Origin of the sequence: Streptomyces sp. NPDC050164 (assembly GCF_044459945.1) — a bacterium.
Lineage (GTDB): Bacteria > Actinomycetota > Actinomycetes > Streptomycetales > Streptomycetaceae > Streptomyces > Streptomyces coeruleorubidus_A.
This window is the reverse complement of record NZ_JBITJK010000051.1, coordinates 1-20,491: the sequence shown is the minus strand read 5'-3', so window position 1 is coordinate 20,491 and position 20,491 is coordinate 1. Positions and strand designations below refer to the sequence as shown.

Annotated in this window: 16 protein-coding genes and 1 tRNA gene; 7 read left to right on the top strand and 10 right to left on the bottom strand. The window is 70.1% G+C overall.

Annotation, left to right across the window (positions count from 1 at the left end):
• Window positions 1-170 precede the first annotated feature (170 nt).
• The 3 genes from ACIBNA_RS40180 to ACIBNA_RS40170 all read left to right on the top strand — a co-directional run bounded on the left by ACIBNA_RS40180 (window position 171) and on the right by ACIBNA_RS40170 (window position 5,094).
• The gene (locus tag ACIBNA_RS40180) at window positions 171-1,868 is read left to right on the top strand and encodes an ABC transporter ATP-binding protein (RefSeq protein ID WP_399170244.1); all 1,698 of its coding nucleotides are present in this window, start codon (window positions 171-173) and stop codon (window positions 1,866-1,868) included.
• Window positions 1,865-3,754 (top strand): ABC transporter ATP-binding protein, encoded by a 1,890-nt coding sequence (locus tag ACIBNA_RS40175; RefSeq protein ID WP_399170243.1) that lies wholly within the window; start codon window positions 1,865-1,867, stop codon window positions 3,752-3,754. Before ACIBNA_RS40180 ends, ACIBNA_RS40175 begins: the two co-directional genes overlap by 4 nt.
• Before the next feature lie 161 nt (window positions 3,755-3,915).
• Complete coding sequence (locus ACIBNA_RS40170; protein WP_399170279.1) at window positions 3,916-5,094, top strand: MFS transporter; 1,179 nt, start codon at window positions 3,916-3,918, stop codon at window positions 5,092-5,094.
• Between the two features lie 71 nt (window positions 5,095-5,165).
• On the opposite strand, the gene ACIBNA_RS40165 is transcribed toward ACIBNA_RS40170, so the two are convergent.
• Window positions 5,166-5,250: transfer RNA gene (locus ACIBNA_RS40165), tRNA-Leu, on the bottom strand.
• Between the two features lie 181 nt (window positions 5,251-5,431).
• Between ACIBNA_RS40165 and ACIBNA_RS40160 the strand changes: the two genes are divergently transcribed.
• Window positions 5,432-5,857, top strand: coding sequence for a PAS domain S-box protein (locus ACIBNA_RS40160; RefSeq protein ID WP_399170242.1), 426 nt, complete (start codon window positions 5,432-5,434; stop codon window positions 5,855-5,857).
• Between the two features lie 64 nt (window positions 5,858-5,921).
• Here ACIBNA_RS40160 and frc read toward each other — a convergent pair whose 3' ends face one another.
• Together frc and oxc are read right to left on the bottom strand one after the other, a co-directional pair.
• Complete coding sequence (frc, locus tag ACIBNA_RS40155) at window positions 5,922-7,178, bottom strand: formyl-CoA transferase (protein WP_399170241.1); 1,257 nt, start codon at window positions 7,176-7,178, stop codon at window positions 5,922-5,924.
• 59 nt (window positions 7,179-7,237) lie between these two features.
• Entirely contained in the window at window positions 7,238-8,986 is a 1,749-nt protein-coding gene (gene oxc, locus ACIBNA_RS40150; protein ID WP_399170240.1) for an oxalyl-CoA decarboxylase, read from the bottom strand.
• Window positions 8,987-9,242: 256 nt separating this feature from the next.
• On the opposite strand from oxc, the gene ACIBNA_RS40145 reads away from it, so the two are divergent.
• Window positions 9,243-10,826 carry a FadD7 family fatty acid--CoA ligase gene (locus tag ACIBNA_RS40145; protein WP_399170239.1) on the top strand — a complete coding sequence of 528 codons (1,584 nt, stop codon included), beginning with the start codon at window positions 9,243-9,245 and terminating at the stop codon, window positions 10,824-10,826.
• A gap of 9 nt (window positions 10,827-10,835) precedes the next feature.
• On the opposite strand, the gene ACIBNA_RS40140 is transcribed toward ACIBNA_RS40145, so the two are convergent.
• The 5 genes from ACIBNA_RS40140 to ACIBNA_RS40120 form a co-directional block, all read right to left on the bottom strand.
• The gene (locus tag ACIBNA_RS40140; protein ID WP_399170278.1) at window positions 10,836-11,774 is read right to left on the bottom strand and encodes a LysR family transcriptional regulator; all 939 of its coding nucleotides are present in this window, start codon (window positions 11,772-11,774) and stop codon (window positions 10,836-10,838) included.
• Between the two features lie 136 nt (window positions 11,775-11,910).
• Window positions 11,911-12,123 carry a formate dehydrogenase subunit delta gene (locus ACIBNA_RS40135; RefSeq protein ID WP_399170238.1) on the bottom strand — a complete coding sequence of 71 codons (213 nt, stop codon included), beginning with the start codon at window positions 12,121-12,123 and terminating at the stop codon, window positions 11,911-11,913.
• Between the two features lies 1 nt (window position 12,124).
• Complete coding sequence (fdhF, locus tag ACIBNA_RS40130) at window positions 12,125-14,941, bottom strand: formate dehydrogenase subunit alpha (protein ID WP_399170237.1); 2,817 nt, start codon at window positions 14,939-14,941, stop codon at window positions 12,125-12,127.
• A complete protein-coding gene (locus tag ACIBNA_RS40125; RefSeq protein WP_399170236.1) occupies window positions 14,938-16,539 on the bottom strand; it encodes a formate dehydrogenase beta subunit in 1,602 nt (533 codons plus the stop codon). Before ACIBNA_RS40125 ends, fdhF begins: the two co-directional genes overlap by 4 nt.
• Window positions 16,536-17,015, bottom strand: coding sequence for a formate dehydrogenase subunit gamma (locus tag ACIBNA_RS40120; RefSeq protein WP_399170235.1), 480 nt, complete (start codon window positions 17,013-17,015; stop codon window positions 16,536-16,538). Before ACIBNA_RS40120 ends, ACIBNA_RS40125 begins: the two co-directional genes overlap by 4 nt.
• 235 nt (window positions 17,016-17,250) lie before the next feature.
• Here ACIBNA_RS40120 and ACIBNA_RS40115 point away from each other — a divergent pair, with 235 nt between their 5' ends.
• Entirely contained in the window at window positions 17,251-17,940 is a 690-nt protein-coding gene (locus ACIBNA_RS40115) for a GntR family transcriptional regulator (protein ID WP_399170234.1), read from the top strand.
• A gap of 20 nt (window positions 17,941-17,960) precedes the next feature.
• Here the strand turns inward: ACIBNA_RS40115 and ACIBNA_RS40110 are convergent, their stop codons facing one another.
• A complete protein-coding gene (locus ACIBNA_RS40110) occupies window positions 17,961-18,797 on the bottom strand; it encodes an acyl-CoA dehydrogenase family protein (protein WP_399170233.1) in 837 nt (278 codons plus the stop codon).
• Between the two features lie 212 nt (window positions 18,798-19,009).
• Between ACIBNA_RS40110 and ACIBNA_RS40105 the strand changes: the two genes are divergently transcribed.
• Window positions 19,010-19,702 (top strand): GntR family transcriptional regulator, encoded by a 693-nt coding sequence (locus tag ACIBNA_RS40105; RefSeq protein WP_399170232.1) that lies wholly within the window; start codon window positions 19,010-19,012, stop codon window positions 19,700-19,702.
• Between the two features lie 20 nt (window positions 19,703-19,722).
• On the opposite strand, the gene ACIBNA_RS40100 is transcribed toward ACIBNA_RS40105, so the two are convergent.
• Window positions 19,723-20,274, bottom strand: coding sequence for a beta-class carbonic anhydrase (locus ACIBNA_RS40100; protein WP_399170231.1), 552 nt, complete (start codon window positions 20,272-20,274; stop codon window positions 19,723-19,725).
• Between the last annotated feature and the right edge of the window lie 217 nt (window positions 20,275-20,491).

Genomic DNA, 20,491 nt, shown 5'->3' with positions numbered 1-20,491 from the left:
CTTACCAAGCTAACACTTGGCATTCATTCGGCATACCGGCTGATGAAACAGATCGAGCCACGAAAATAAGAAGCAGTGGCTTGTCATCCGAGAGCGAGAGGGCCAGGGTGGAACCACCGACCCGCCCGCATCGGGAGGACCTCTTGCTCTTACACGCCGTCAGTCGCCCCATGCGGCGTCGGCTCGGCCTGGTGGCCCTGCTCCAGACCGGGCAGATGCTGGCGATGCTCCGGCTTCCCGCGCTGAACGCGGACGTCATCGACGAAGGCGTACTCAGAGGCGACAGTCGCCAGGTCCTCGAAGTCGGCGCGGTGATGCTGACCGTGACCTGCGCTCAGGTGCTCTGCGCGGGTTGTGCGGCCTACCTGAGCGCCACGGTCGCGCTGACCTGGGGACGGGAGCTGCGCCAGGCCGTGTTCTCCCGGGTCCTGGCGCTCTCCGCCCACGAGGTGAGCCGTATCGGCCGTGCCGGTCTCATCACACGTTCCACCCAGGACGTGCAGCAGATCCAGCAACTCGCCCTCAACGCCCTGACGGTCATGGTCGTCGCCCCGCTCACCGCGGTGGGCAGCGCCGTACTGGCCCTGCGTCAGGACGCCCCGCTGGGACTGGTGCTGACGGTGGTCCTGCCGACGCTCACCGTGGCGCTCTGGCTCGTCCTGCGCCGGACGCTGCCGCTGTCCGCCGCCGTGCAGCAGCGCCTGGACCACATCAACCGGATCACGCGGGAACGCCTCGCGGGCATCCGCACCACCCGGTCGTTCGACCGCGACAGCCATGAGGAGGCCCGCTTCCGGGGCGCCGATGGGGCGATGATGAGCACCGGTCTCGCCCTCGGCCGGGCCCAGGCCCTGATCATGCCGACGTTCACCGTCGTCATCGAACTGTCCTCGATCGCCGTGCTGTGGTTCGGCGGTGTGCGCGTGGCCGCGGGCGACGTCGAGATGGGCACGGTCATCGCCTTCCTGCACTACCTGTCCCTGATGCTTCAGGCGGTCATGATGGCCATGGGCGTCTTCCTCCAGGCCTCGCGCGCCGGGGCCAGTGTCGGGCGGGTACGGGAGGTGCTCCGGACCAGGGCCACCGTCGACCTGCCACGGCAGGGCGCGGGCAGGCCCGTCCACCCGCCCGGGGTGGTGATCGAATCCGTGGACTTCCGCTACCCGGGCGCGCAGGACGCCGCGCTGCGCTCGGTCTCGCTGACCGTGGCTCCCGGTGAGAGGGTCGTGCTGACCGGGGCGGTCGGCAGCGGCAAGACGACCCTGCTGCACCTGGTGACCAGGCTGGGCGACCCCGACGGCGGCAGGGTCACCGTGGGCGGGCGGGACGTGCGCGAACTGGACCGCGACACACTGGCCGAGGCGGTCGGCCTCGTCACGCAGCGGCCGTACCTCTTTTCGGGCACCGTCGCCGAACATCTGCGCCGAGGAGCCCCCGAGGCCGACGACGCGGCACTGTGGCGAGCGCTGGAGCTGGCGCAGGCCCGGGACTTCGTCGAGGCGACCGGTCACGGACTGGACGCCCCGGTGAGCGCGGGCGGTGTGAACCTGTCCGGCGGACAGCGCCAGCGTCTGGCCGTCGCCCAACTGCTGCTCAAACGGCCGTCGGTGTACCTCCTCGACGAGCCCTTCTCCGCCCTGGACGCCGGCACCGCCGCGCGGCTGCACGCCGTCCTCCACGCCGAGACACGCGAGGCCGCGTGCCTCGTCGTCTCCCAGCACCTGGCCACGCTGCGGGCGGCGGACCGCGTCGTCGTACTGGACCGGGGACGCGTGGCCGGACAGGGCCCGCACACCGACCTCCTGGCGGACAACACCGTCTACCGGGAGATCGTCCTCGCGCGCGGCGGCCGAGTGGAGACGTCGTGACTCTCGGGGAAGGCCGCGCCGACGAGCACGAGACAGTCGAGCACGAGGTGAACGGACCTGAGGAGAACGGGCCTGAGGAGAACGGGCCTGAGAAGGACAGGCGGGAGAAGGACGGGCAGGAGAAGGACGAGGCCGAGGAGAAGACGTCGTCCGCCGGGCCGGCGCTGTCTCTGATGGCCGCCGCCGCGCACGAACGCACCGGGCTGGTCGCCTGCCTGCTGCTCAGCGCCCTCAGCGTCGCCCTGTCCCTGGTCGTCCCCCGGCTGCTGGGAGCGGTCACCGACCTCGTCGTGGCCGGTGTGCGCGGTGCCGAGGGCGTCGACCTCCCGGCGGCCGGCGGGCTCCTGGTCCTGGCCGCGGTGCTCGTCCTCGCCTCGGCGGCCGCCGCCTTGGGGCGTGGCCGGCTGGCCCAGACCGTGGCGCAGCACACGGCCTACCGGCTGCGGGAGGCGGTCTCGGCCAAACTGTCCCGGCTGCCGATGGCGTACCTCGACGCCAGGCCACGCGGTGACGTCCTGTCGAGGATGACGAACGACATCGAGAACACCTCGATGACCCTCCAGCAGGCCCTCACCCAGATCACCGCGGCACTGCTCACCGTCGCCGGACTGCTCGCCGCCATGCTGTGGCTGTCCCCCGCGCTCACGGTGGTGGCGGTGGGCATGCTGGTCGCGTCCGCACTCGTCACGAGAGCACTCGCCCGGCACTCGCGTCCGCAGTACGCGCGGCAGTGGGACGCCGTCGGCGAGGTGAACGCCTTCGTCGAGGAAGCCGTCACCGGGCACACCGAACTCGTGGCCCAGGGACGGAAGGACAAGGCCGAGCAGGCGTTCGCCGAGCGGAACCGGCGGCTCTACCGGGCCGGTCTGCGGGCCCAGTTCCTCGCCGGAGTCATGAGCCCCGCGACGACGTTCATCGGCCACCTCGGCTACGTGCTCGTCGCGGTCCTGGGCGGATTGCGTGCGGCGAGCGGCGAGTTGTCCGTCGGCGACGTCCAGGCGTTCGTCACGTACACACTCCAGCTCGGCGGCCCGGCGTCGGCCGTCGCATCCGTCGTCGGTGTGCTCCAGTCGGGCCTGAGCTCGGCCCGGCGTGTCCGGACGCTCCTCGAGGCTCCGGAGACGCACGCGCCCGCCAGGAGCACCGCACCTGCGGACAGCGTCTCCGGGCGGATCCGATTCGACGACGTCACCTTCGGATACGCGCCCGGCCGCGTGCTCTTCGACGGCCTGTCGTTCGATGCGCGGCCCGGGGAGACGGTGGCGATCGTCGGCCCCACCGGCGCCGGCAAGAGCACGGTCGTCAACCTGCTCCTGGGGTTCTACGCGCCTTGGTCCGGACGCGTTCTGCTCGACGGCACGGACATCGCCGAGCTGCCCCGCGACGTCCTGCACCGACAGGTGCGCGCCGTGCTCCAGGACCCCTGGCTGTTCACCGGAACCATCGCCGAGAACATCGCCTACGGAGTCGACCACGCGAGCGAGGACGACATCCGGCGGGCGGCCCGGGCGGCCTGCGCCGACCACTTCGTCCGGGCCCTCCCGCACGGTTACGCCACCGTGGTGGGCGAGGACGGCGGCGGTCTCAGCACCGGTCAGATGCAACTCATCGCCCTCGCCAGGGCCTTCCTCTCCGACCCCGACGTACTGGTGCTGGACGAGGCGACGAGCGCGGTGGACGCCCGCACCGAACTCCTGATCCGCGAAGCCTCCGCCCGCCTGCGCCGCGGACGGACCAGCATCGTGATCGCCCATCGGCTGTCCACGATCAGGAACGCGGACACCATCCTCGTCATGGAGGACGGAAGCGTCGTCGAGAAGGGCGGGCACGCCGAACTCACGGCACGGAGGGGCCGGTACGCCGCACTCCACGACACAAAGAAGTGAGATCATGCGCGAAACCGGGCCGTGGCAGCCCGAAATTCCGGCACTCACCTCCCGCGACCACACTCAATCCACCAAAAACCCACACGAGAGGCCACACCAGCCATATGGGCGACGACAGCTCCATACCGGACTTACAGGAGCACGACATCACACGGCGGCGGATGCCGAGTGGACTCGTCGCGCTGGCACTCGGTGGTTTCGGTATCGGTCTGACCGAGTTCCTCATCGCCGGGCTGCTACCGCAGGTCGCGTCGAGTTTCACCGTGTCCGAGGCGGCCGCGGGCCGACTGATCTCCGGATACGCGCTGAGTGTCGCGGTGGGGGCGATCGCGCTGACCGCGGCGACGGCACGGCTGCCCCGCAAGCAGGTCCTGGTCGGCCTGGTGGCGTTGTTCGTCGTCGGCAACCTGCTCTCCGCCATCGCGCCGAACTACACGGTGATGCTGCTCGGGCGGATCGTCGCGGCGTTGTGCCACGGTTCGTTCTTCGGCATCGGCTCGCTGGTCGCGCGCAGTCTGGTCGCGCCGGAGAAGAAGTCCCAGGCCGTGGCGATCATGTTCGCCGGACTGACGGTCGCGAACGTACTGGGCGTGCCGTTCGGCGCCCTGGTCGGTGAGCGCTGGGGCTGGAGGGCGGCGTTCTGGGCGGTGACCGCGATCGGCGTGCTCGCGCTGGCGGGAATCGCCGCGCTGGTGCCCGCGTGGGCGGGCCGGGTACAGCCGGCCACAGGGGCGGACCCGGCGCCGCCCAGCGGCCTGCGGGAACAGGTGCGGGCGTTTTGGTCCTGGCAGGTCTGGCTGACGCTGACGGCCACCGCGCTCGGCTACGGCGGGATGTTCGGCGCCTTCAGCTACATCGCCTACACGTTCACCGAGGTCAGCGGCTTCGCCTCGGCGGACGTCGCCTGGCTGCTGATGGTGTACGGCGTCGGTCTGGTCGTCGGGAACCTGGTCGGCGGGCGCGCGGCCGATCGCGACCGCGACCGTGCCCTGGTCATCGCCCTGCTCGGACTCACCCTCACCCTGGCGCTGTTCGGGCTGCTGGCCGGCAGCGCGACCGCCTCGGTCATCCTGGTGTTCGTGATGGGGGTGACCGGGTTCGCCGGCGTGCCCGGGATGATCACACGGGTCACCGACTTCGCGCACGGGGCGGCACTGGCCGCCAGCGCCAACGTGTCCGCGTCCAACGTCGGCAACGCCCTCGGCGCCTGGCTCGGAGGCCTGGCCATCACCGCCGGCTTCGGCTACGCCTCACCGCTCTACGTCGGCGCCGGCATCGCCCTGATGTCCACCGTCGTCATGGTCATCGCAGCCCGGCTTGCGAGAAATCACTCAGTGTGACGAGCCGGGCGAAGAACACGGCAAAGGTGCCGACCAGAACCGGCCGGCACCTCACGTGCAACTGAAGCAAGTGTCCGAGGGGGGACTTGAACCCCCACGCCCGATAAAGGGCACTAGCACCTCAAGCTAGCGCGTCTGCCATTCCGCCACCCGGACCAGGTGTCTGCCGCCTTGCCGAGGGTCTTCCCCGGGGCGACACGGACAACAATACCAAGGTTTCGGAGTGCCTTTCACCTGCGTTTCCCTCGCCCGGACGGCCGAATGGGGGACCCGAGCGCATTCTGTATACGATAAGTCTGTATACTGTTGTCACCAATGACTCCTGCTCGGAGGCGACATGGAAGATCTGGATTCCGCGGTGGTGCTGGGCATGGCGGCCCAGGCGCCTGACGGCATAGTGATCATTGACGGCGAAGGACTGATCCGCTATTGGAACCGGGGTGCGGAACGCATCTTCGGGTTCGCGGCGGACGACGTGGACGGCCGCAGTCTGGACGTCATCATCCCCGAGAAGCACCGCAAGCGTCACTGGGACGGCTTCCAGGAGGCCATGGACCGGGGGTCCAGCAAGTACGGGGAAGCGGACCTGCTGAACGTCCCCGCGCTGGCCGCGGACGGCCGCAAGCTGTCCATCGAGTTCAGCGTGGTGCTGCTGCCGGCCCCCGACGGCAGCACGTATTGCGGGGCGGTCATCCGGGACGTCACCGCACGGCGCGAGCGGGAGCGGGAGCTGATGCGGCGGCGGGCCGAGGCGACGGCCTGAGCCTCGCCGACGACATGCGGAAGCGGCCGTGGCCTTCGGGCCACGGCCGCTTCCGCGTGAAGGGTCAGACGATGACGCCGCTCTCCTTCAGCCGGCCGATGGTCTCCTCGTCGTAGCCCAGTTCGACCAGGACCTCGGAGCTGTGCTCGCCCAGCAGCGGGGCACCGACGACCTCGGGCTTGAAGGAGGAGAACTTCACCGGGCTGCCGACGGTCAGGTACGTCCCACGGCCCTTCTGCTCGACCTCGACGACCGTGCCGCTCTTGCGCAGGTCCTCGTCGTAGGCGATCTCCTTCATGCTCATCACCGGGGCGCAGGGCACCTCCCACTCACGCAGGATGTCCACCGCCTCGTACTTGGTCTTGTCCGCGAGCCACTTCTCGATCTCCGCGAAGATCTCGAAGATGTGCGACTGACGGGCGCGCGCGGTGGCGTACGCCGGGTCCTCGGCCCACTCGGGGTGGCCGATCGCCTCGGCGGTGCGCTTCCAGTTCTGCTCCTGGACGGTGAAGTAGATGTAGGCGTTCGGGTCGGTCTCCCAGCCCTTGCACTTGAGCACCCAGCCGGGCTGGCCGCCGCCGCCCGCGTTGCCGCCGCGCGGCACCACGTCGGTGAACTCGCCGTTCGGGTACTGCGGGTACTCCTCCAGGTGGCCGACCCGCTCCAGGCGCTGCTGGTCGCGCAGCTTGACACGGCAGAGGTTGAGCACGGCGTCCTGCATGGAGACGGACACCTTCTGGCCCTTGCCGGTCTTGTTGCGGTCGATGATCGCGGTGAGGATGCCGATCGCCAGGTGCATCCCGGTGTTGGTGTCACCGATGGCGGCGCCGGAGATGGTCGGCGGGCCGTCCCAGAAGCCGGTGGTGGAGGCGGCGCCGCCCGCGCACTGGGCGACGTTCTCGTAGACCTTGAGGTCGTTCCAGGACGACTGGTCGTTGAAGCCCTTGACCGAGCCGAAGATCAGGCGCGGGTTGAGCTCCTGGATGCGCTCCCAGGAGAAGCCCATGCGGTCCAGGGCGCCCGGGGCGAAGTTCTCCACCAGGACGTCGGCTTCCGTGATGAGCTTCTCCAGGACCTCCTTGCCCTCGGCGGTCTTGGTGTTGATCGCGAGGGAGCGCTTGTTGCTGTTGAGCATCGTGAAGTACAGCGCGTCGAGGTCCTCGATGTCCCGCAGCTGCTTGCGGGTCACGTCGCCGCCGTTGGGGCGCTCCACCTTCAGGACGTCGGCGCCGAACCAGGCGAGCATCTGGGTGCAGGCGGGACCGGCCTGGACGCCGGTGAAGTCGATCACCTTGATTCCGGCGAGCGGCTTTTCACTCATGTGTGCTTCCTTTTCGTGAACGTACGCGTACGGGGCGGGAGTTCGAGGTACGGAGAAGGTCACTTCTTCGCCGGCGTGATGTTGCCGACGGTGATGCCCTTGGGGTTGAGGTGTGAGATGTGGCCGCTCTCGGTGCCGGCCGAGGGGTCGATCACGCAGTCGATGAGCGCCGGGCCGCCCGAAGCCAGGGCCTCGGTGAGGGCGGCGGTGACCTCGGCAGGTGTGGTGGCGCGGTAGCCCTTGCCGCCGAACGCCTCGATCAGCAGGTCGTGGCGGGCCGCCGACATGAGCGTCGTGGGCGCGGGGGCGTCGTCGTACGGGTTGGTGTCGTCGCCCCGGTAGACACCGCCGTTGTTCATGATCACGGTGACCACGGGGAGCTGGTAACGGCAGATCGTCTCTATCTCGATGCCACTGAACCCGAAGGCGCTGTCGCCCTCGATGGCCACGACCGGGGCGCCGCTCTCGACGGCGGCGGCGATGGCGTAGCCCATGCCGATGCCCATGACGCCCCAGGTGCCGCTGTCGAGACGGTGACGGGGGACGTGCATGTCGATGACGTTGCGCGCGATGTCCAGGGCGTTGGCGCCCTCGTTGACGATGTACGTCTCCGGGTGCTGGTGCACGACGTCGCGTACGGCCTTCAGGGCGCCCATGAACTGCATGGGGTGCGGGTCGGCCTCCAGCCGCTTGGCCATCTTGGCGACGTTCTGCGCCGAGCGCTCCCCGAGCTCGTCCCGCCAGGCCGAAGGGGCCTGGATCTGGCCGGGCTTGGTGCGTTCGGCGAGCGCGTCGAGCACCGACTCGATGTCACCGACGAGCGGTGCGGAGATCGGCTGGTTGCTGTCCATCTCCTTGGGGTCGATGTCGATCTGGATGAACTTGGCATCGGGGTTCCACCCCGTCTGGCCATGGTTGAGCAACCAGTTGAGGCGGGCGCCGACGAGCATCACGACGTCGGCCTTCTTCAGCGCCATGGAACGGGCGGTGGCCGCCGACTGCGGGTGGTTGTCGGGCAGCAGGCCCTTCGCCATCGACATCGGTACGTACGGGATGCCGGTGGACTCGATGAACTCCCGTACCTTGGCGTCCGCTTGGGCATACGCGGCGCCCTTGCCGAGCACCACCAGCGGGCGCTCGGCGGAGGCCAGCAGCTCGATCGCCCGGTCCACGGCCTCCGGCGCGGGCAGCTGGCGCGGAGCGGGGTCGACGAGGCGGCTCAGTGTCTTGTCGCCCTCCGCCTTGGGCATGATGGCGCCGAGCACCGCGGCGGGGATGTCGAGGTAGACACCGCCGGGGCGCCCGGAGATCGCGGTGCGCAGGGCGCGGGCGATGCCGCGGCCGATGTCCTCGACGCGGCTGACCCGGTATGCGGCCTTCACGAAGGGCTGCGCGGCGGCGAGTTGGTCCATCTCCTCGTAGTCGCCCTGCTTGAGGTCGACGAGGTGGCGCTCGCTGGAGCCGGAGATCTGGACCATGGGGAAGCAGTTGGTGGTCGCGTTCGCCAGCGCGACCAGACCGTTGAGGAAGCCCGGTGCCGACACCGTCAGGGCCACGCCCGGCTTCTTGTTGAGGTAGCCGGCGATGGCCGCCGCGTGCCCGGCGTTGCTCTCGTGCCGGAAGCCGATGTAGCGGATGCCCTGCGCCTGGGCGAGGCGGGCCAGGTCGGTGATCGGGATGCCGACCACCCCGTAGATGGTGTCGACGTCGTTCATTTTGAGCGCGTCGACGACCAGGTGGTACCCGTCGGTGAGCTCGGTCGGAACGTCGGCTGCTGCCGCGGTCTCCATAGTCGAGGGGGCGGTCATGGTCCGAGGTCCTCCTTGGGCAGGTCCTGCCGGAGCGGCTACTCCTCTCACCATCCGCAGGGCGCCCGTCCGCGTCCAAGACCCATCGGCGACCAGCCGATAAACAGCATCTATCGAGGGCTGGTGGAGGCCTCGCCAGCTCCCTTGATAGACGGCCGCTATCGACCGTTCGCCAGTACGTATTGGACGCTCGCCGCAGGCCACCGCAGGCTCGCAGAGGACTGCTTCATCGAACCTGGCGCGAGGGGGTGGGGTCATGGCCGTTCCGGCCGCGGCATCCGTGCGCGATGCGAACCGGTACCGGCCTCCGAGCGTCACGGGTCTCGTCGACCTCATCGACCGGCAGGTGCGTGAACGCCCGTACGCCCGGGCGCTGGTCGTCACCGGGGACCGGGTGCACCTGTCCTACCGGGGCCTCAGCGGCCTGGCCGACGACATGGCCGAACGGCTCGGCGACACCGGGCTGCGCCGCGCTGAGGCGATCGGTCTGATCGCCGCCAACACCGCCGAGTTCGTGGTCGCGTTGCTCGGCGCGGCGCGAGCCGGTCTGGTGGTCGCCCCGCTGGACCCTGCGCTGCCGTGGTCCGAACTCGCGGCACGGAGCGAGGCGTTGGGAGCGCGGGCGGTTCTTCTGGGAGCACCGGCCGTGGCAGGGGACCCGTTCCCCGTCCCGGTGTGGCCGCTGCGGGTGGACGTCTCCCGGGCCGGGACAGCGGCGGTCGAACTCGCGCCCGGTCCGCCTGTCGTGCCCCATGTCCGTGGTGCAGCACACGAGTTGGCGGAGAACGACGCGCTCGTCCTGTTCACCGCCGGCACCAGCGACCGGCCGAAGATGGTCCCGCTCACCCAGGCCAACGTGGCCGCATCCGTCCACTCCCTCTGCGCCACCTACGAGTTGGGACCCGATGACGCGACGGTCGCGGTGATGCCGTTCTTCCACGGCCACGGACTGTTCGCGGCGCTGCTGGCGTCCCTGGCCAGCGGAGGCTGCGTCCTGCTGCCCGAGCGGGGACGGTTCTCGGCGGGCACGTTCTGGGACGACGTGCGTGCCGCGGCCGCCACCTGGTTCACCGCGGCTCCGGCCATCCATGAGATCCTCCTGGACCGGTCGGAGCGGGAGTACCCGGGCACGCAGGCACCGCCCCTGAAGTTCGTCCGCAGCAGCAGCGCTCCCCTCAACCCGGCGACGCAGCGGGCGCTGGAACGCACGCTGGGCGTGCCTGTGCTGTCCGCGTACGGGATGACCGAGTCCTCGCACCAGGCGGCCAGCGAGCCGCTGCCCGGGCGGGGGCTGCTGAAGCACGGGGTGGTGGGACGGCCGACCGGGGTAGAGGTCCAGGTCGTCGACCGGAGCGGGCGGACGTGCCCGGTGGGCGTCGAGGGCGAGGTGTGGGTGCACGGTCCCACCGTCGCCCGGGGCTATCTCGGCGACCGGGAGGGGACGTCGTACACCTTCGTCGACGGGTGGCTGCGCACCGGTGATCTGGGAACGCTGGACGCGGACGGGTATCTGTCGCTGACCGGGCGGATCAAGAACCTGATCAACCGTGGCGGCGAGAAGATCTCGCCTGAGCATGTCGAGGACATCCTCGCCGGCTGCCCGGGCGTCGCCGAGGTGGCCGTGTTCGCCGTGCCCGACGCGGTGTACGGGCAGCGGGTGGGCGCCGCGGTGGTGGTGCGCGCGGGCGCGAGCGTCGGGCGTGAGGAGATCCTGCGGTACGGCCGTGACCGGCTGGCCGCGTTCGAGGTGCCCGACCGGATCGAGCTGGTCGCAGCTCTGCCGTACACCGCCAAGGGTGCTCTGGACCGGAAGGCCATCCAGGCCCGGTACGCGCCGTGACAGGGGCGTTCAGGGGGTGAGCACGCGGTGCTCGGCCGGGAGTGGCCGGGCGAAGAAGTCGTCCAGGGACAGGCCCGTCGCCGCGTTGACGAACGCCCGGGCGGCGACCGAGCCGGGGGTGGCGGCGTGGATCGCCACCGAGACCTGGGCGCCGGCCTCCGGCTCCACCAGGGGCAGCGCCCTCGTACGGCCGATCACCGGCATCGCGCGCAGCCAGGTGTGCGGCACGATGCTGGCCCACCCGCCGCCGCCGACATGGGCGTAGAGGGAGGCGATCGAGTCCGTCTCCACCTGGGGGGTCACGACGAACCCCTTCTCCGCGAAGACCGTGTCGGCGATCTGGCGGATCCGCATGTCGGGCGTCAGCAGCGCGAGCGGCAGCTGGGCGGCGTCCGCCCAGGTCACGGTGGTGGACTGGGCCACCGGCTGGTCCTCCGACACCAGCAGCATGTACCGCTCCTGGTACAGGGGGACGACCTGCAAGCCCTCTTGGTCGTCCGGGTCGAAGTGGGCGATGGCCACGTCCAGTTCGTAGTCGCGCAGCTGGCGGTGGAGTTCCTTCGTCGACAGCCGGGAGCGGACCTGCACCTTGGCGAGCGGGTGCGCCGCGCAGAAGGCGGCCACGGGTAGCGCCAGGGTCGTGGACGCCGTGGGGTCCGTGCCGAGCCGGAGCGTCCCGGTGATGCCGGACTGCACGGCGGCCACCTCGGCCTTGAAGGCGTCCTGTTCGGCGAGGATCCGCTTGGCCCAGACGACGAGCCGTTCGCCCTCCGGGGTGAGGCCCTGGTAGTTGTGCCCGCGGTTGATGAGCGTGACGTTCAGCTCCCGCTCCAGTTTGGCGATCGCCGCCGAGAGCGCGGGCTGGGAGACGTAGCAGGACTCCGCCGCGCGGGCGAAGTGCCGTTCCCTCGCCACCGCCACGAAGTACTCCAGCTGCCGGAACAGCATGAACGACTCCTCCCTGTCCGGGGCCGTGTCAACCTGCTCCATACTGTATGCAGTATGGCGGTGATGTACAGGGGTGGCAACCCTGTTGATCTCCCTGCGTGCCCGGATCGCCACCCCTCGCATCGCCGGGCGCGGGTCAGCGCAGGAGCTTCACCGCGGACACCACGAGCGGGTCCAGCCCGTCCGCCCCGGCGTCGACGAACGCGTTGAGCCGGGCGCGCATCCGCGGGTCCCAGAACCTGCCGATGTGTCCGGCGATCGCCTCGGCGGCCTCCTCCCCCGGCAGGTGTCCGAGGTTCCTCGCGATGTCGTTCGCCATCCTGAGTTCCGACGGCACGGTCGCTGTCATCTCAGTCCACCACCGTCACGAGGTCGTTCTCGGTGACGTCCGTGTCGGTGTGCCGGTCGGGGCGCGCGAGCGCGACCTGTACGGCGGTCACCTTGTACTCCGGGCAGTTGGTCGCCCAGTCGGAGTTCTCCGTGGTCACCACGTTGGCGCCGGTGACGGGATGGTGGAACGTGGTGTACACGACCCCGGTCGGCATGCGGTCGGAGATCTCCGCGCGCAGGGTGGTCTGCCCGACGCGGCTGGCCAGGGTGACCATGTCACCGTCGTTGATGCCGCGGACCTCGGCGTCGTGCGGGTGGAGTTCCAGCACGTCCTCGGGATGCCAGGCGACGTTGCCGGTTCGGCGGGTCTGCGCGCCGACGTTGTACTGGCTGAGGATGCGGCCCGTGGTGAGGACCAGCGGGAAGCGCCGGGTGCTGCGCTCGGCCGTGGGCACGTAGGCGGTGACCACGAACTTGCCCTTGCCGCGCACGAATTCGTCCACGTGCATGATGGGCGTGCCCTCCGGCGCCTGCTCGTTGCACGGCCACTGGACGCTGCCGAGCTTGTCCAGCAACTCGAAGGAGACCCCGGTGAACGTCGGGGTGACCGCGGCGATCTCGTCCATGATCCGGCTCGGATGGTCGTACGCCATCGGGTAGCCCATGGCGGTGGCGATCTCGCTGACGATCTGCCACTCGTGCTTGCCCGTCTTCGGCTTCATCACCGCGCGCACCCGGTTGATCCGGCGTTCGGCGTTGGTGAAGGTGCCGTCCTTCTCCAGGAAGGACGCCCCGGGCAGGAAGACGTGCGCGAACTTGGCGGTCTCGTTGAGGAACAGGTCCTGGACCACGACGAGTTCCATCGCTTCGAGCGCGGCGGTGACGTGCTGGAGGTTGGGGTCGGACTGGGCGATGTCCTCGCCGTGCACGAAGAGGCCCTTGAAGGTGCCGTCGATCGCCGCGTCGAACATGTTGGGGATGCGAAGCCCCGGTTCGGCGAGGAGAGTTCCGCCCCAGAGGTTCTCGAAGACCGTGCGGACGGCGTCGTCGGAGACGTGCCGGTAGCCGGGCAGTTCGTGCGGGAAGGAGCCCATGTCGCAGGAACCCTGCACGTTGTTCTGGCCGCGCAACGGGTTCACGCCGACGCCGTCCCGGCCGATGTTGCCGCACGCCATCGCGAGATTGGCCATCCCCATGACCATCGTCGAGCCCTGGCTGTGCTCGGTGACGCCGAGCCCGTAGTAGATGGCCCCGTTGGGCGCCTCGGCGTACAGCCGTGCGGCGGCCCGGAGTTCGTCGGCCGGCACGCCGGTGATCTCCTCGACCGCCTCCGGGCTGTTCTTCGGGCGGGCGATGAACTCGGCCCAGTCGTCGAAGCCTTCGCACCTGGCGTCCACGAACGACCGGTCGACCAGGCCCTCGGTGACGACCACGTGCGCCATGGCGTTGACGACGGCGACGTTGGTGCTGGGCCTGAGCTGGAGGTGGTGTTCGGCCTCGATGTGCGGGGAGCGTACGAGGTCGATGCGGCGCGGGTCGACGACGATGAGCTTGGCGCCCTCGCGCAGCCGGCGCTTCATCCGGGAGGCGAACACCGGGTGCCCGTCGGTGGGGTTGGCGCCGATGACCACGATGACGTCGGACTGCGCGACCGAGCGGAAGTCCTGGGTGCCGGCGGACTCGCCGAAGGTCTGCTTGAGTCCGTATCCCGTCGGGGAGTGGCAGACCCGGGCGCAGGTGTCGACGTTGTTGTTGCCGAAGGCCGCGCGGACCATCTTCTGTACGACGTAGACCTCCTCGTTGGTGCAACGCGAGGAGGTGATGGCGCCGACCGCGCTGGACCCGTACCGGTCCTGGATCTCGCGCATGCGGCGGGCGACCGTGCCGATCGCCTCGTCCCACTCGACCTCGCGCCAGGGGTCGGTGATCCTGTCGCGGACCATGGGCTTGAGTTGGCGGTCGGGGTGGGTGGCGTAGCCGAAGGCGAAGCGGCCCTTCACGCAGGAGTGGCCCTCGTTCGCGCCGCCGTCCTTGTAGGGCACCATGCGCACCAGTTCGTCGCCGCGCAGCTCGGCCTTGAAGGAGCAACCCACGCCGCAGTACGCGCAGGTCGTGACAACCGACCTGGTGGGCATGCCGAGTTCGACGACCGAGCGCTCCTGGAGCGTCGACGTCGGGCAGGCCTGGACGCAGGCCCCGCAGGAGACGCACTCGGAGTCCATGAAGGTCTCTCCGGCGCCCGGCGAGACCTTGGAGTCGAAGCCGCGGCCCTCGATGGTGAGGGCGAAGGTGCCCTGCACCTCACCGCACGCCCGGACGCAGCGGGAGCAGGCGATGCACTTGGAGGGGTCGAAGTCGAAGTAGGGGTTGGACGTGTCCTTCTCGGCGTCGAGGTGGTTCTCGCCCTCGTAGCCGTAGCGGACCTGCCTCAGCCCCACCACGCCGGCCATGTCCTGCAGTTCGCAGTCGCCGTTGGCCGGGCAGGTGAGGCAGTCGAGCGGGTGATCGGAGATGTAGAGCTCCATGACGCCCTGGCGGAGCTTTGCCACCTTCGGCGTCTGGGTGCTCACCTTCATGCCGTCGGCGCACGGCGTGGTGCAGGACGCCGGGGTGCCGCGCCGGCCGTCGATCTCCACCACACACAAGCGGCAGGAGCCGAAGGCCTCCAGGCTGTCGGTGGCGCACAACTTGGGGATGTCGACACCGGCCTGCGCCGCGGCGCGCATCACGGAGGTGCCTTCCGGGACGGCGACCGGCATGCCGTCGATCTCCACCGACACCGTCGCCGGGCCGGGCCGCTCGGGGGTTCCGAAGTCGGGTTCCTTGAGCAGGCTCATGCCGTGCCCTCCGTCGCTTGTACGGGATGGATCTCCAGCAGTCGACGACCGCCGAGGAAGTCGTCGGGGAAGTGAGCGAGGGCGCTGCGGACGGGCATCGGGGTCAGCCCGCCCATCGCGCACAACGAGCCTTCGGTCATCAGGTCGCACAGGTCTTCCAGCAGGGCCAGGTTCTCGTCCCGGTGCGTGCCGGCCACGATCTTGTCGATCACCTCGACGCCCCGCACCGAACCGACCCGGCAGGGTGTGCACTTGCCGCAGGACTCCTCGGCACAGAACTCCATCGCGAAGCGGGCCTGGGCGGCCATGTCGACGGTGTCGTCGAAGACGACGATGCCGCCGTGCCCGAGCATCGCGCCGGCCTCGGCGAACGCCTCGTAGTCCATCGGCAGGTCGAACAGGGAGGTCGGCAGATAGGCGCCGAGCGGGCCACCGACCTGCACCGTGCGGACCGGGCGTCCGGTGTGGGTCCCGCCGCCGTACTCCTCGACGAGTTCGCGCAGGGTGATGCCGAAGGCGGTCTCCACGATGCCGCCGCGGGCGATGTTGCCGCCGAGCTGGAACACCTGGGTGCCGCGCGAGCGGCCGACGCCGAGGTCCTGGTAGGCCTTCGCGCCGTGGGCCAGGACCATGGGCACGGTGGTCAGGGTGAGGACGTTGTTCACCACGGTCGGTTTGCCGAACAGGCCCTCGATCGCGGGGATCGGTGGTTTCGCGCGGACCATGCCCCGCTTGCCCTCCAGGCTCTCCAGCATGGAGGTCTCCTCGCCGCAGATGTACGCGCCGGCGCCGACGCGGACGTGCAGGTCGAAGTCGAGCGAGGAGCCGAGGACGCCCTTGCCGAGCCAGCCGTGCTCGCGCGCGATGCCGATCGCCCGGCGCATCGTGGCCACGGCGTCGGGGTATTCGGAGCGGATGTAGACATAGCCCTCACGCGCCCCGACCGCGTGCGCGGCGATGGTCATGCCTTCGATGAGCAGGAACGGGTCGCCCTCCATGACCATGCGGTCGGCGAAGGTTCCGCTGTCTCCCTCGTCGGCGTTGCAGCAGACGAACTTCAGCTCGTCGGGGCAGTCGAGCACCGTCTTCCACTTGATGCCGGCCGGGAATCCGGCGCCGCCTCGGCCGCGCAGTCCGGAGGCGGTGACCTCGGCGACGACGTCGGCGGGGGCCAGCTCCAACGCGGCCCGCAGCCCGGCGAGGCCGCCGTGCTCGACGTAGTCCTCGGTCGACAGGGGGTCGGTGATCCCGACCCTGGCGAAGGTGACGCGGTTCTGGCGGGCGAGCCACGGCAGTTCGTCCACGATGCCGAGCCGCAGCGGATGGTCCGCCCCGTCGAGCATGCCGGCGGCGAGCAGTCCCGGCACGTCCTCGGGGGCCACCGGGCCGTAGCCGACGCGTCCTTGCGGGGTCACGACCTCGACGAGCGGCTCCAGCCAGAGCATGCCGCGCGATCCGTTGCGTATGACGTCGATGGCGAAGTCCCCGTGGGCGGCGGCGTCTCGGAGCGCCTGGGCGACCTCGTCCGCGCCGACGGACCTGGCCGCCGAGTCGCGGGGGACGTAGACCGTGGCCGCGGAGTGCGAGGAGTTGTTCATGAGGAGACCGTCCCGTTGAGGATCGAGCCCAGTCGGGCGGGGCCGACACGTCCGTACAGCCGGCCGTTCGCCTCCACCGACGGGCCGAGGGCGCAGTTGCCGAGACAGAAGACCTGCTCGACGGTGACCGAGCCGTCGGCCGTCGTCTCCCCCAGGGTCAGTCCGGACTCACGGGCGTGGCGCACCAGGCTGTCGGCGCCCAGGGCTTGGCAGGCCTCGGCACGGCAGATGCGCACGGTGGTACGTCCCGCGGGCTCGCGGCGGAAGTCGTGGTAGAAGGTCACCACCCCGTGGACGTCCGCCCGGGAGAGGTTGAGCTCCTCGGCGAGCACCGGAACCGCCTCCTGCGGCACATGGCCCAACTCGGCCTGTAGGGCGTGCAGTACGGGCAGCAGCGCGCCGCGCTGGTCCCGGTGACGGGCCACCACCCCCCGGACCACGCTCTCGACCGACACATCACTCCCGCTGGTCGTCATGATCGCTTCGCCTTCCGTCACACAGGCCCCCGGCGAGGGTTGCAGGAGACTGAGACAATACCCCATACAGGCTTCTGTATACAGAACTCAATCGCAGGGATCGCGAGACCGCCAGAGGCGCGTCGCGTTGCATACAAAAACCTGTATGCTGACAACGTCGTCGGCAACCCCCTCGACCGCATCCACTTGGCAGAGCCGCCAGCCCTGCTGGCTCCGGCGGCAGAACGGGACAACCATGCGCGAGGCACTCACGGCCGCAGCGGCCCGGCGCGTCACCCGCCCGGCACCGCTGCGGCAGGCCGTGTACGACGCCCTGACCGAACTGATCATCAGCGGCTCCCTCAAGCCCGGCCAGCACCTGGTCGAGGCCGAACTCGCCGAACACCTCGGCGTCAGCCGACAGCCGGTCCGCGAGGCCCTGCAACGACTACAGACCGCGGGCTGGGTCGATCTGCGGCCCGCCCAGGGCGCCTTCGTCCACTCCCCCACCGAGGAGGAGGCCGCCCAACTCCTCGGCGTCCGCGCCGTACTGGAGATCTACTCGGCCCAACTCGCCGCGCAGAACGCCAAGCCCGAGGACGTCGAGCGCCTCTGGGAGCTCCAGCAGGACGGCGTCGACGCGCTCGCCGAGGGCGACGTCGAACGCCTGGTCGCGGCCAACACCGCCCTGCACGACTTCATCACCTCCGTGGCCGGCAACGCCGTCCTGGCCGAACTGATCGGCCAGGTGGGCCAGAAGGTGCGCTGGTACTACACGCCCATCGCCAAGCCCCGCGGCAAGGAGGCCTGGAACGAGCACAGCCAGCTCATCACGGCCATCGCCAAGAGCGACGCGGACCGGGCGGGCGAGATCATGCGCAGGCACACCGAGCGCACGACCGACTTCTACCGCCGGCAGTTCCCCGCCGGGACGAGTCAGGACTGACATCTCCGGCTCGGCGCGGTTCAGGACGAGGCGAGCGACTCGGCGGGGCGGCGAGCGCCCCCGTGGGACATGTCGACGACCGGGGAACGCAGGACCCGGGCACCGGCGGCGGCCCGCAGTTCGAGCAGCCACGGCAGCACCCTGCGCAGCACGGTGTCGAGCCCGCCGCCGTCCCCGCCGAGCATCGCGTCGGCGGGGACCAGGACCGGGTCGGCGAACACCGTGGACGTCGCGCTGCCGCGCGGCCCGGCACCCCCGGCCCGGGCCGGGACGAACAGGTTGGGGGCGTGCGCCGGAACCAGCCAGAGGCTCATCCCGTCCGGCACGACGAGCGGCCGCGAGGACCAGACGTAACTGTCGGCCTCGCCCGCCGCGACCACCTGGTGCTTACGGCCCCGCAGCGCGACCACGTCACCGGTGCGGGCGGCGACGGAGCGGGGCACGAGGAGCTGGGCCTCCAGCCCCTGTCCGCCGACTCCGCCCGCCGACTCCGCCCCCTCGACGTCCCCCTCCGGCGCCTCCGCGAGGGCCAGGCTGCTGAGGTGCCGCCCGGCGGCGATCTCGCCGCGCACCCAGGGGCTGCCGTACGACTCGATGACGGCGACCGCCGCGTAGTGGGACTGGAGCACGGCCGCCGTCGCCGGGCAGACGCGCGCGGTCCGGGCCACCACATCCACGGCTTCCGGCAGTCCCCGTCCACCACCACCGAACTCGGCGGAGACGGTGAGCCCCAGCAGCCCGGCGCGGCCGAGGGCCGTCACGGAACCGCGGGGAAACCTGCCCTCGCCGCCGGTCACGCCGGCGGAGGGTTCGATGACACTGGTCAGGACTTCTGAAAGAGCGGTGCGGTACGACACGGGGTGACCCCCTCGGGAGCGACTGCTGGTCCACCGTCGGGCGACGATTGCATACAGTATTCTGCATTCGCTAGCAGGACACCAGAGGCGAGTCCGGGCGACTTTCGAAAGTCCGCAACGCCGGTCCGAATGACCCCCGTCTATTGCATACTGAACTCAGTATCTCGTAGCCAATGTTGTGGTCTCAGCAGTCGAACGAGGGAGAAGGGCCCATGCCCGACACGCCCACCGTGGCCGTCCGCAGCCCGATCGCGCGGCCCGCCCCACTGCGCCAGGCGGTCTACGACGCCCTCACCGAACTGATCGTCAACGGCTCACTGAAACCCGGACAGCATCTCGTCGAGGCCGAACTCGCCGCAGAACTCGGCGTGAGCCGCCAGCCGATCCGCGAAGCGCTGCAACGGCTGCACACCGCGGGCTGGGTCGACCTGCGCCCCTCCCAGGGCGCCTTCGTCCACTCCCCCACCGTGGAGGAGTGCACCCAGCTCCTGAGCGTCCGGGCCCTCCTCGAAACCCACTCCGCGCACGACGCCGCCCGGCACGCCACCCCCCGGGACGTCGCCCGGCTGTGGGAACTTCAGCAGACCGGTCTCGCCGCTCTCGCGGCCGGCGACGCCCGGGCCATCGTGGAGGCCAACGCCGCCCTGCACGGGCACATCACCGAGCTCTCCCGCAACGCGGTCCTCGCCGAACTCATCCCCCAGGTCGACCGACGTGTGCGCTGGTACTACATGCCCATCGCCAAACCGCGCGGCAAGGACGCCTGGAACGAGCACGCCCGCATCATCGAGGCCATCGGCGAGGGCGCCGCCGACCGCGCCGAGGAGCTCATGCGCCGGCACACCCGGAACACCACCGACTTCTACTGCCGGCAGATCGCCGCGGTGGCCGGCCGGAGCACCTGAACACTCCGGCCGGGAGGAGTTCAGGACTGCGGGTCGATCTCCCGCAGCAGCCCGGTGGTCACGTCGAAGACGAAGCCCCGTACGTCGTCGGTGTGCGGCAGGAACGGCGAGGTGCGCACCCGCTGCATCGACTGCCGTACGTCCTGGTCGACGTCCCGGAACGCCTCCACCGCCCAGGCCGGACGCTGGCCGACCTCCATCTCCAGCTCGTGCCGGAAGTCCTCGGTCAGGGTCTGCAGTCCGCAGCCGGTGTGGTGGATGAGGATGACGCTACGGGTGCCGAGCGCGCGCTGACTGATCGTCAGGGAGCGGATCGTGTCGTCGGTGACCACACCGCCCGCGTTACGGAACGTGTGACAGTCGCCGAGTTCCAGGCCCAGTGCGGCGTGCAGGTCGATACGGGCGTCCATACAGGCCACGACGGCCACCCGCAGGACCGGCCGGGCCCCCATGCCCGGGTCGACGAATCCGGCGGCATAAGCGCGGTTGGTTTCCACGAGCCGGTCGATGACCGTACCGGCGCCGGGGACACTGCGGGCGGGCTGGGGGATACGGGGTGCTGATGTCGACATGCTGGGCTACCTCATTCCGGTCGGGTTCGGACGGGAACCGTCCCGGGCGGTGCGGTCCTCATCTCGCCCGGGACGGAATGGAAACGGTGTCGGTCAGATCACTCCCTGCGTCTTCAGGAGCGGCAGTTCTTCGTGGCCGAGGCCGAGTTCGCCGATGAGGATTTCTTCGGTGTGCTGGCCGAGGAGGGGTGGGGTGGTGATGTCGACGGGGGAGTCG

Excerpts from the sequence above, each read along its gene's own strand:
- ACIBNA_RS40105 (WP_399170232.1), top strand. The coding sequence starts at position 19,010 with ATGCCCGACACGCCCACCGTGGCCGTCCGCAGCCCGATCGCGCGGCCC.
- fdhF (WP_399170237.1), bottom strand. The coding sequence starts at position 14,941 with ATGAGCCTGCTCAAGGAACCCGACTTCGGAACCCCCGAGCGGCCCGGC.
- ACIBNA_RS40125 (WP_399170236.1), bottom strand. The coding sequence starts at position 16,539 with ATGAACAACTCCTCGCACTCCGCGGCCACGGTCTACGTCCCCCGCGAC.
- ACIBNA_RS40160 (WP_399170242.1), top strand. The coding sequence starts at position 5,432 with ATGGAAGATCTGGATTCCGCGGTGGTGCTGGGCATGGCGGCCCAGGCG.
- ACIBNA_RS40120 (WP_399170235.1), bottom strand. The coding sequence starts at position 17,015 with ATGACGACCAGCGGGAGTGATGTGTCGGTCGAGAGCGTGGTCCGGGGG.
- ACIBNA_RS40135 (WP_399170238.1), bottom strand. The coding sequence starts at position 12,123 with ATGACAGCGACCGTGCCGTCGGAACTCAGGATGGCGAACGACATCGCG.
- frc (WP_399170241.1), bottom strand. The coding sequence starts at position 7,178 with ATGAGTGAAAAGCCGCTCGCCGGAATCAAGGTGATCGACTTCACCGGC.
- ACIBNA_RS40170 (WP_399170279.1), top strand. The coding sequence starts at position 3,916 with ATGCCGAGTGGACTCGTCGCGCTGGCACTCGGTGGTTTCGGTATCGGT.
- ACIBNA_RS40145 (WP_399170239.1), top strand. The coding sequence starts at position 9,243 with ATGGCCGTTCCGGCCGCGGCATCCGTGCGCGATGCGAACCGGTACCGG.
- ACIBNA_RS40140 (WP_399170278.1), bottom strand. The coding sequence starts at position 11,774 with ATGCTGTTCCGGCAGCTGGAGTACTTCGTGGCGGTGGCGAGGGAACGG.
- ACIBNA_RS40180 (WP_399170244.1), top strand. The coding sequence starts at position 171 with ATGCGGCGTCGGCTCGGCCTGGTGGCCCTGCTCCAGACCGGGCAGATG.
- ACIBNA_RS40115 (WP_399170234.1), top strand. The coding sequence starts at position 17,251 with ATGCGCGAGGCACTCACGGCCGCAGCGGCCCGGCGCGTCACCCGCCCG.
- ACIBNA_RS40100 (WP_399170231.1), bottom strand. The coding sequence starts at position 20,274 with ATGTCGACATCAGCACCCCGTATCCCCCAGCCCGCCCGCAGTGTCCCC.
- oxc (WP_399170240.1), bottom strand. The coding sequence starts at position 8,986 with ATGACCGCCCCCTCGACTATGGAGACCGCGGCAGCAGCCGACGTTCCG.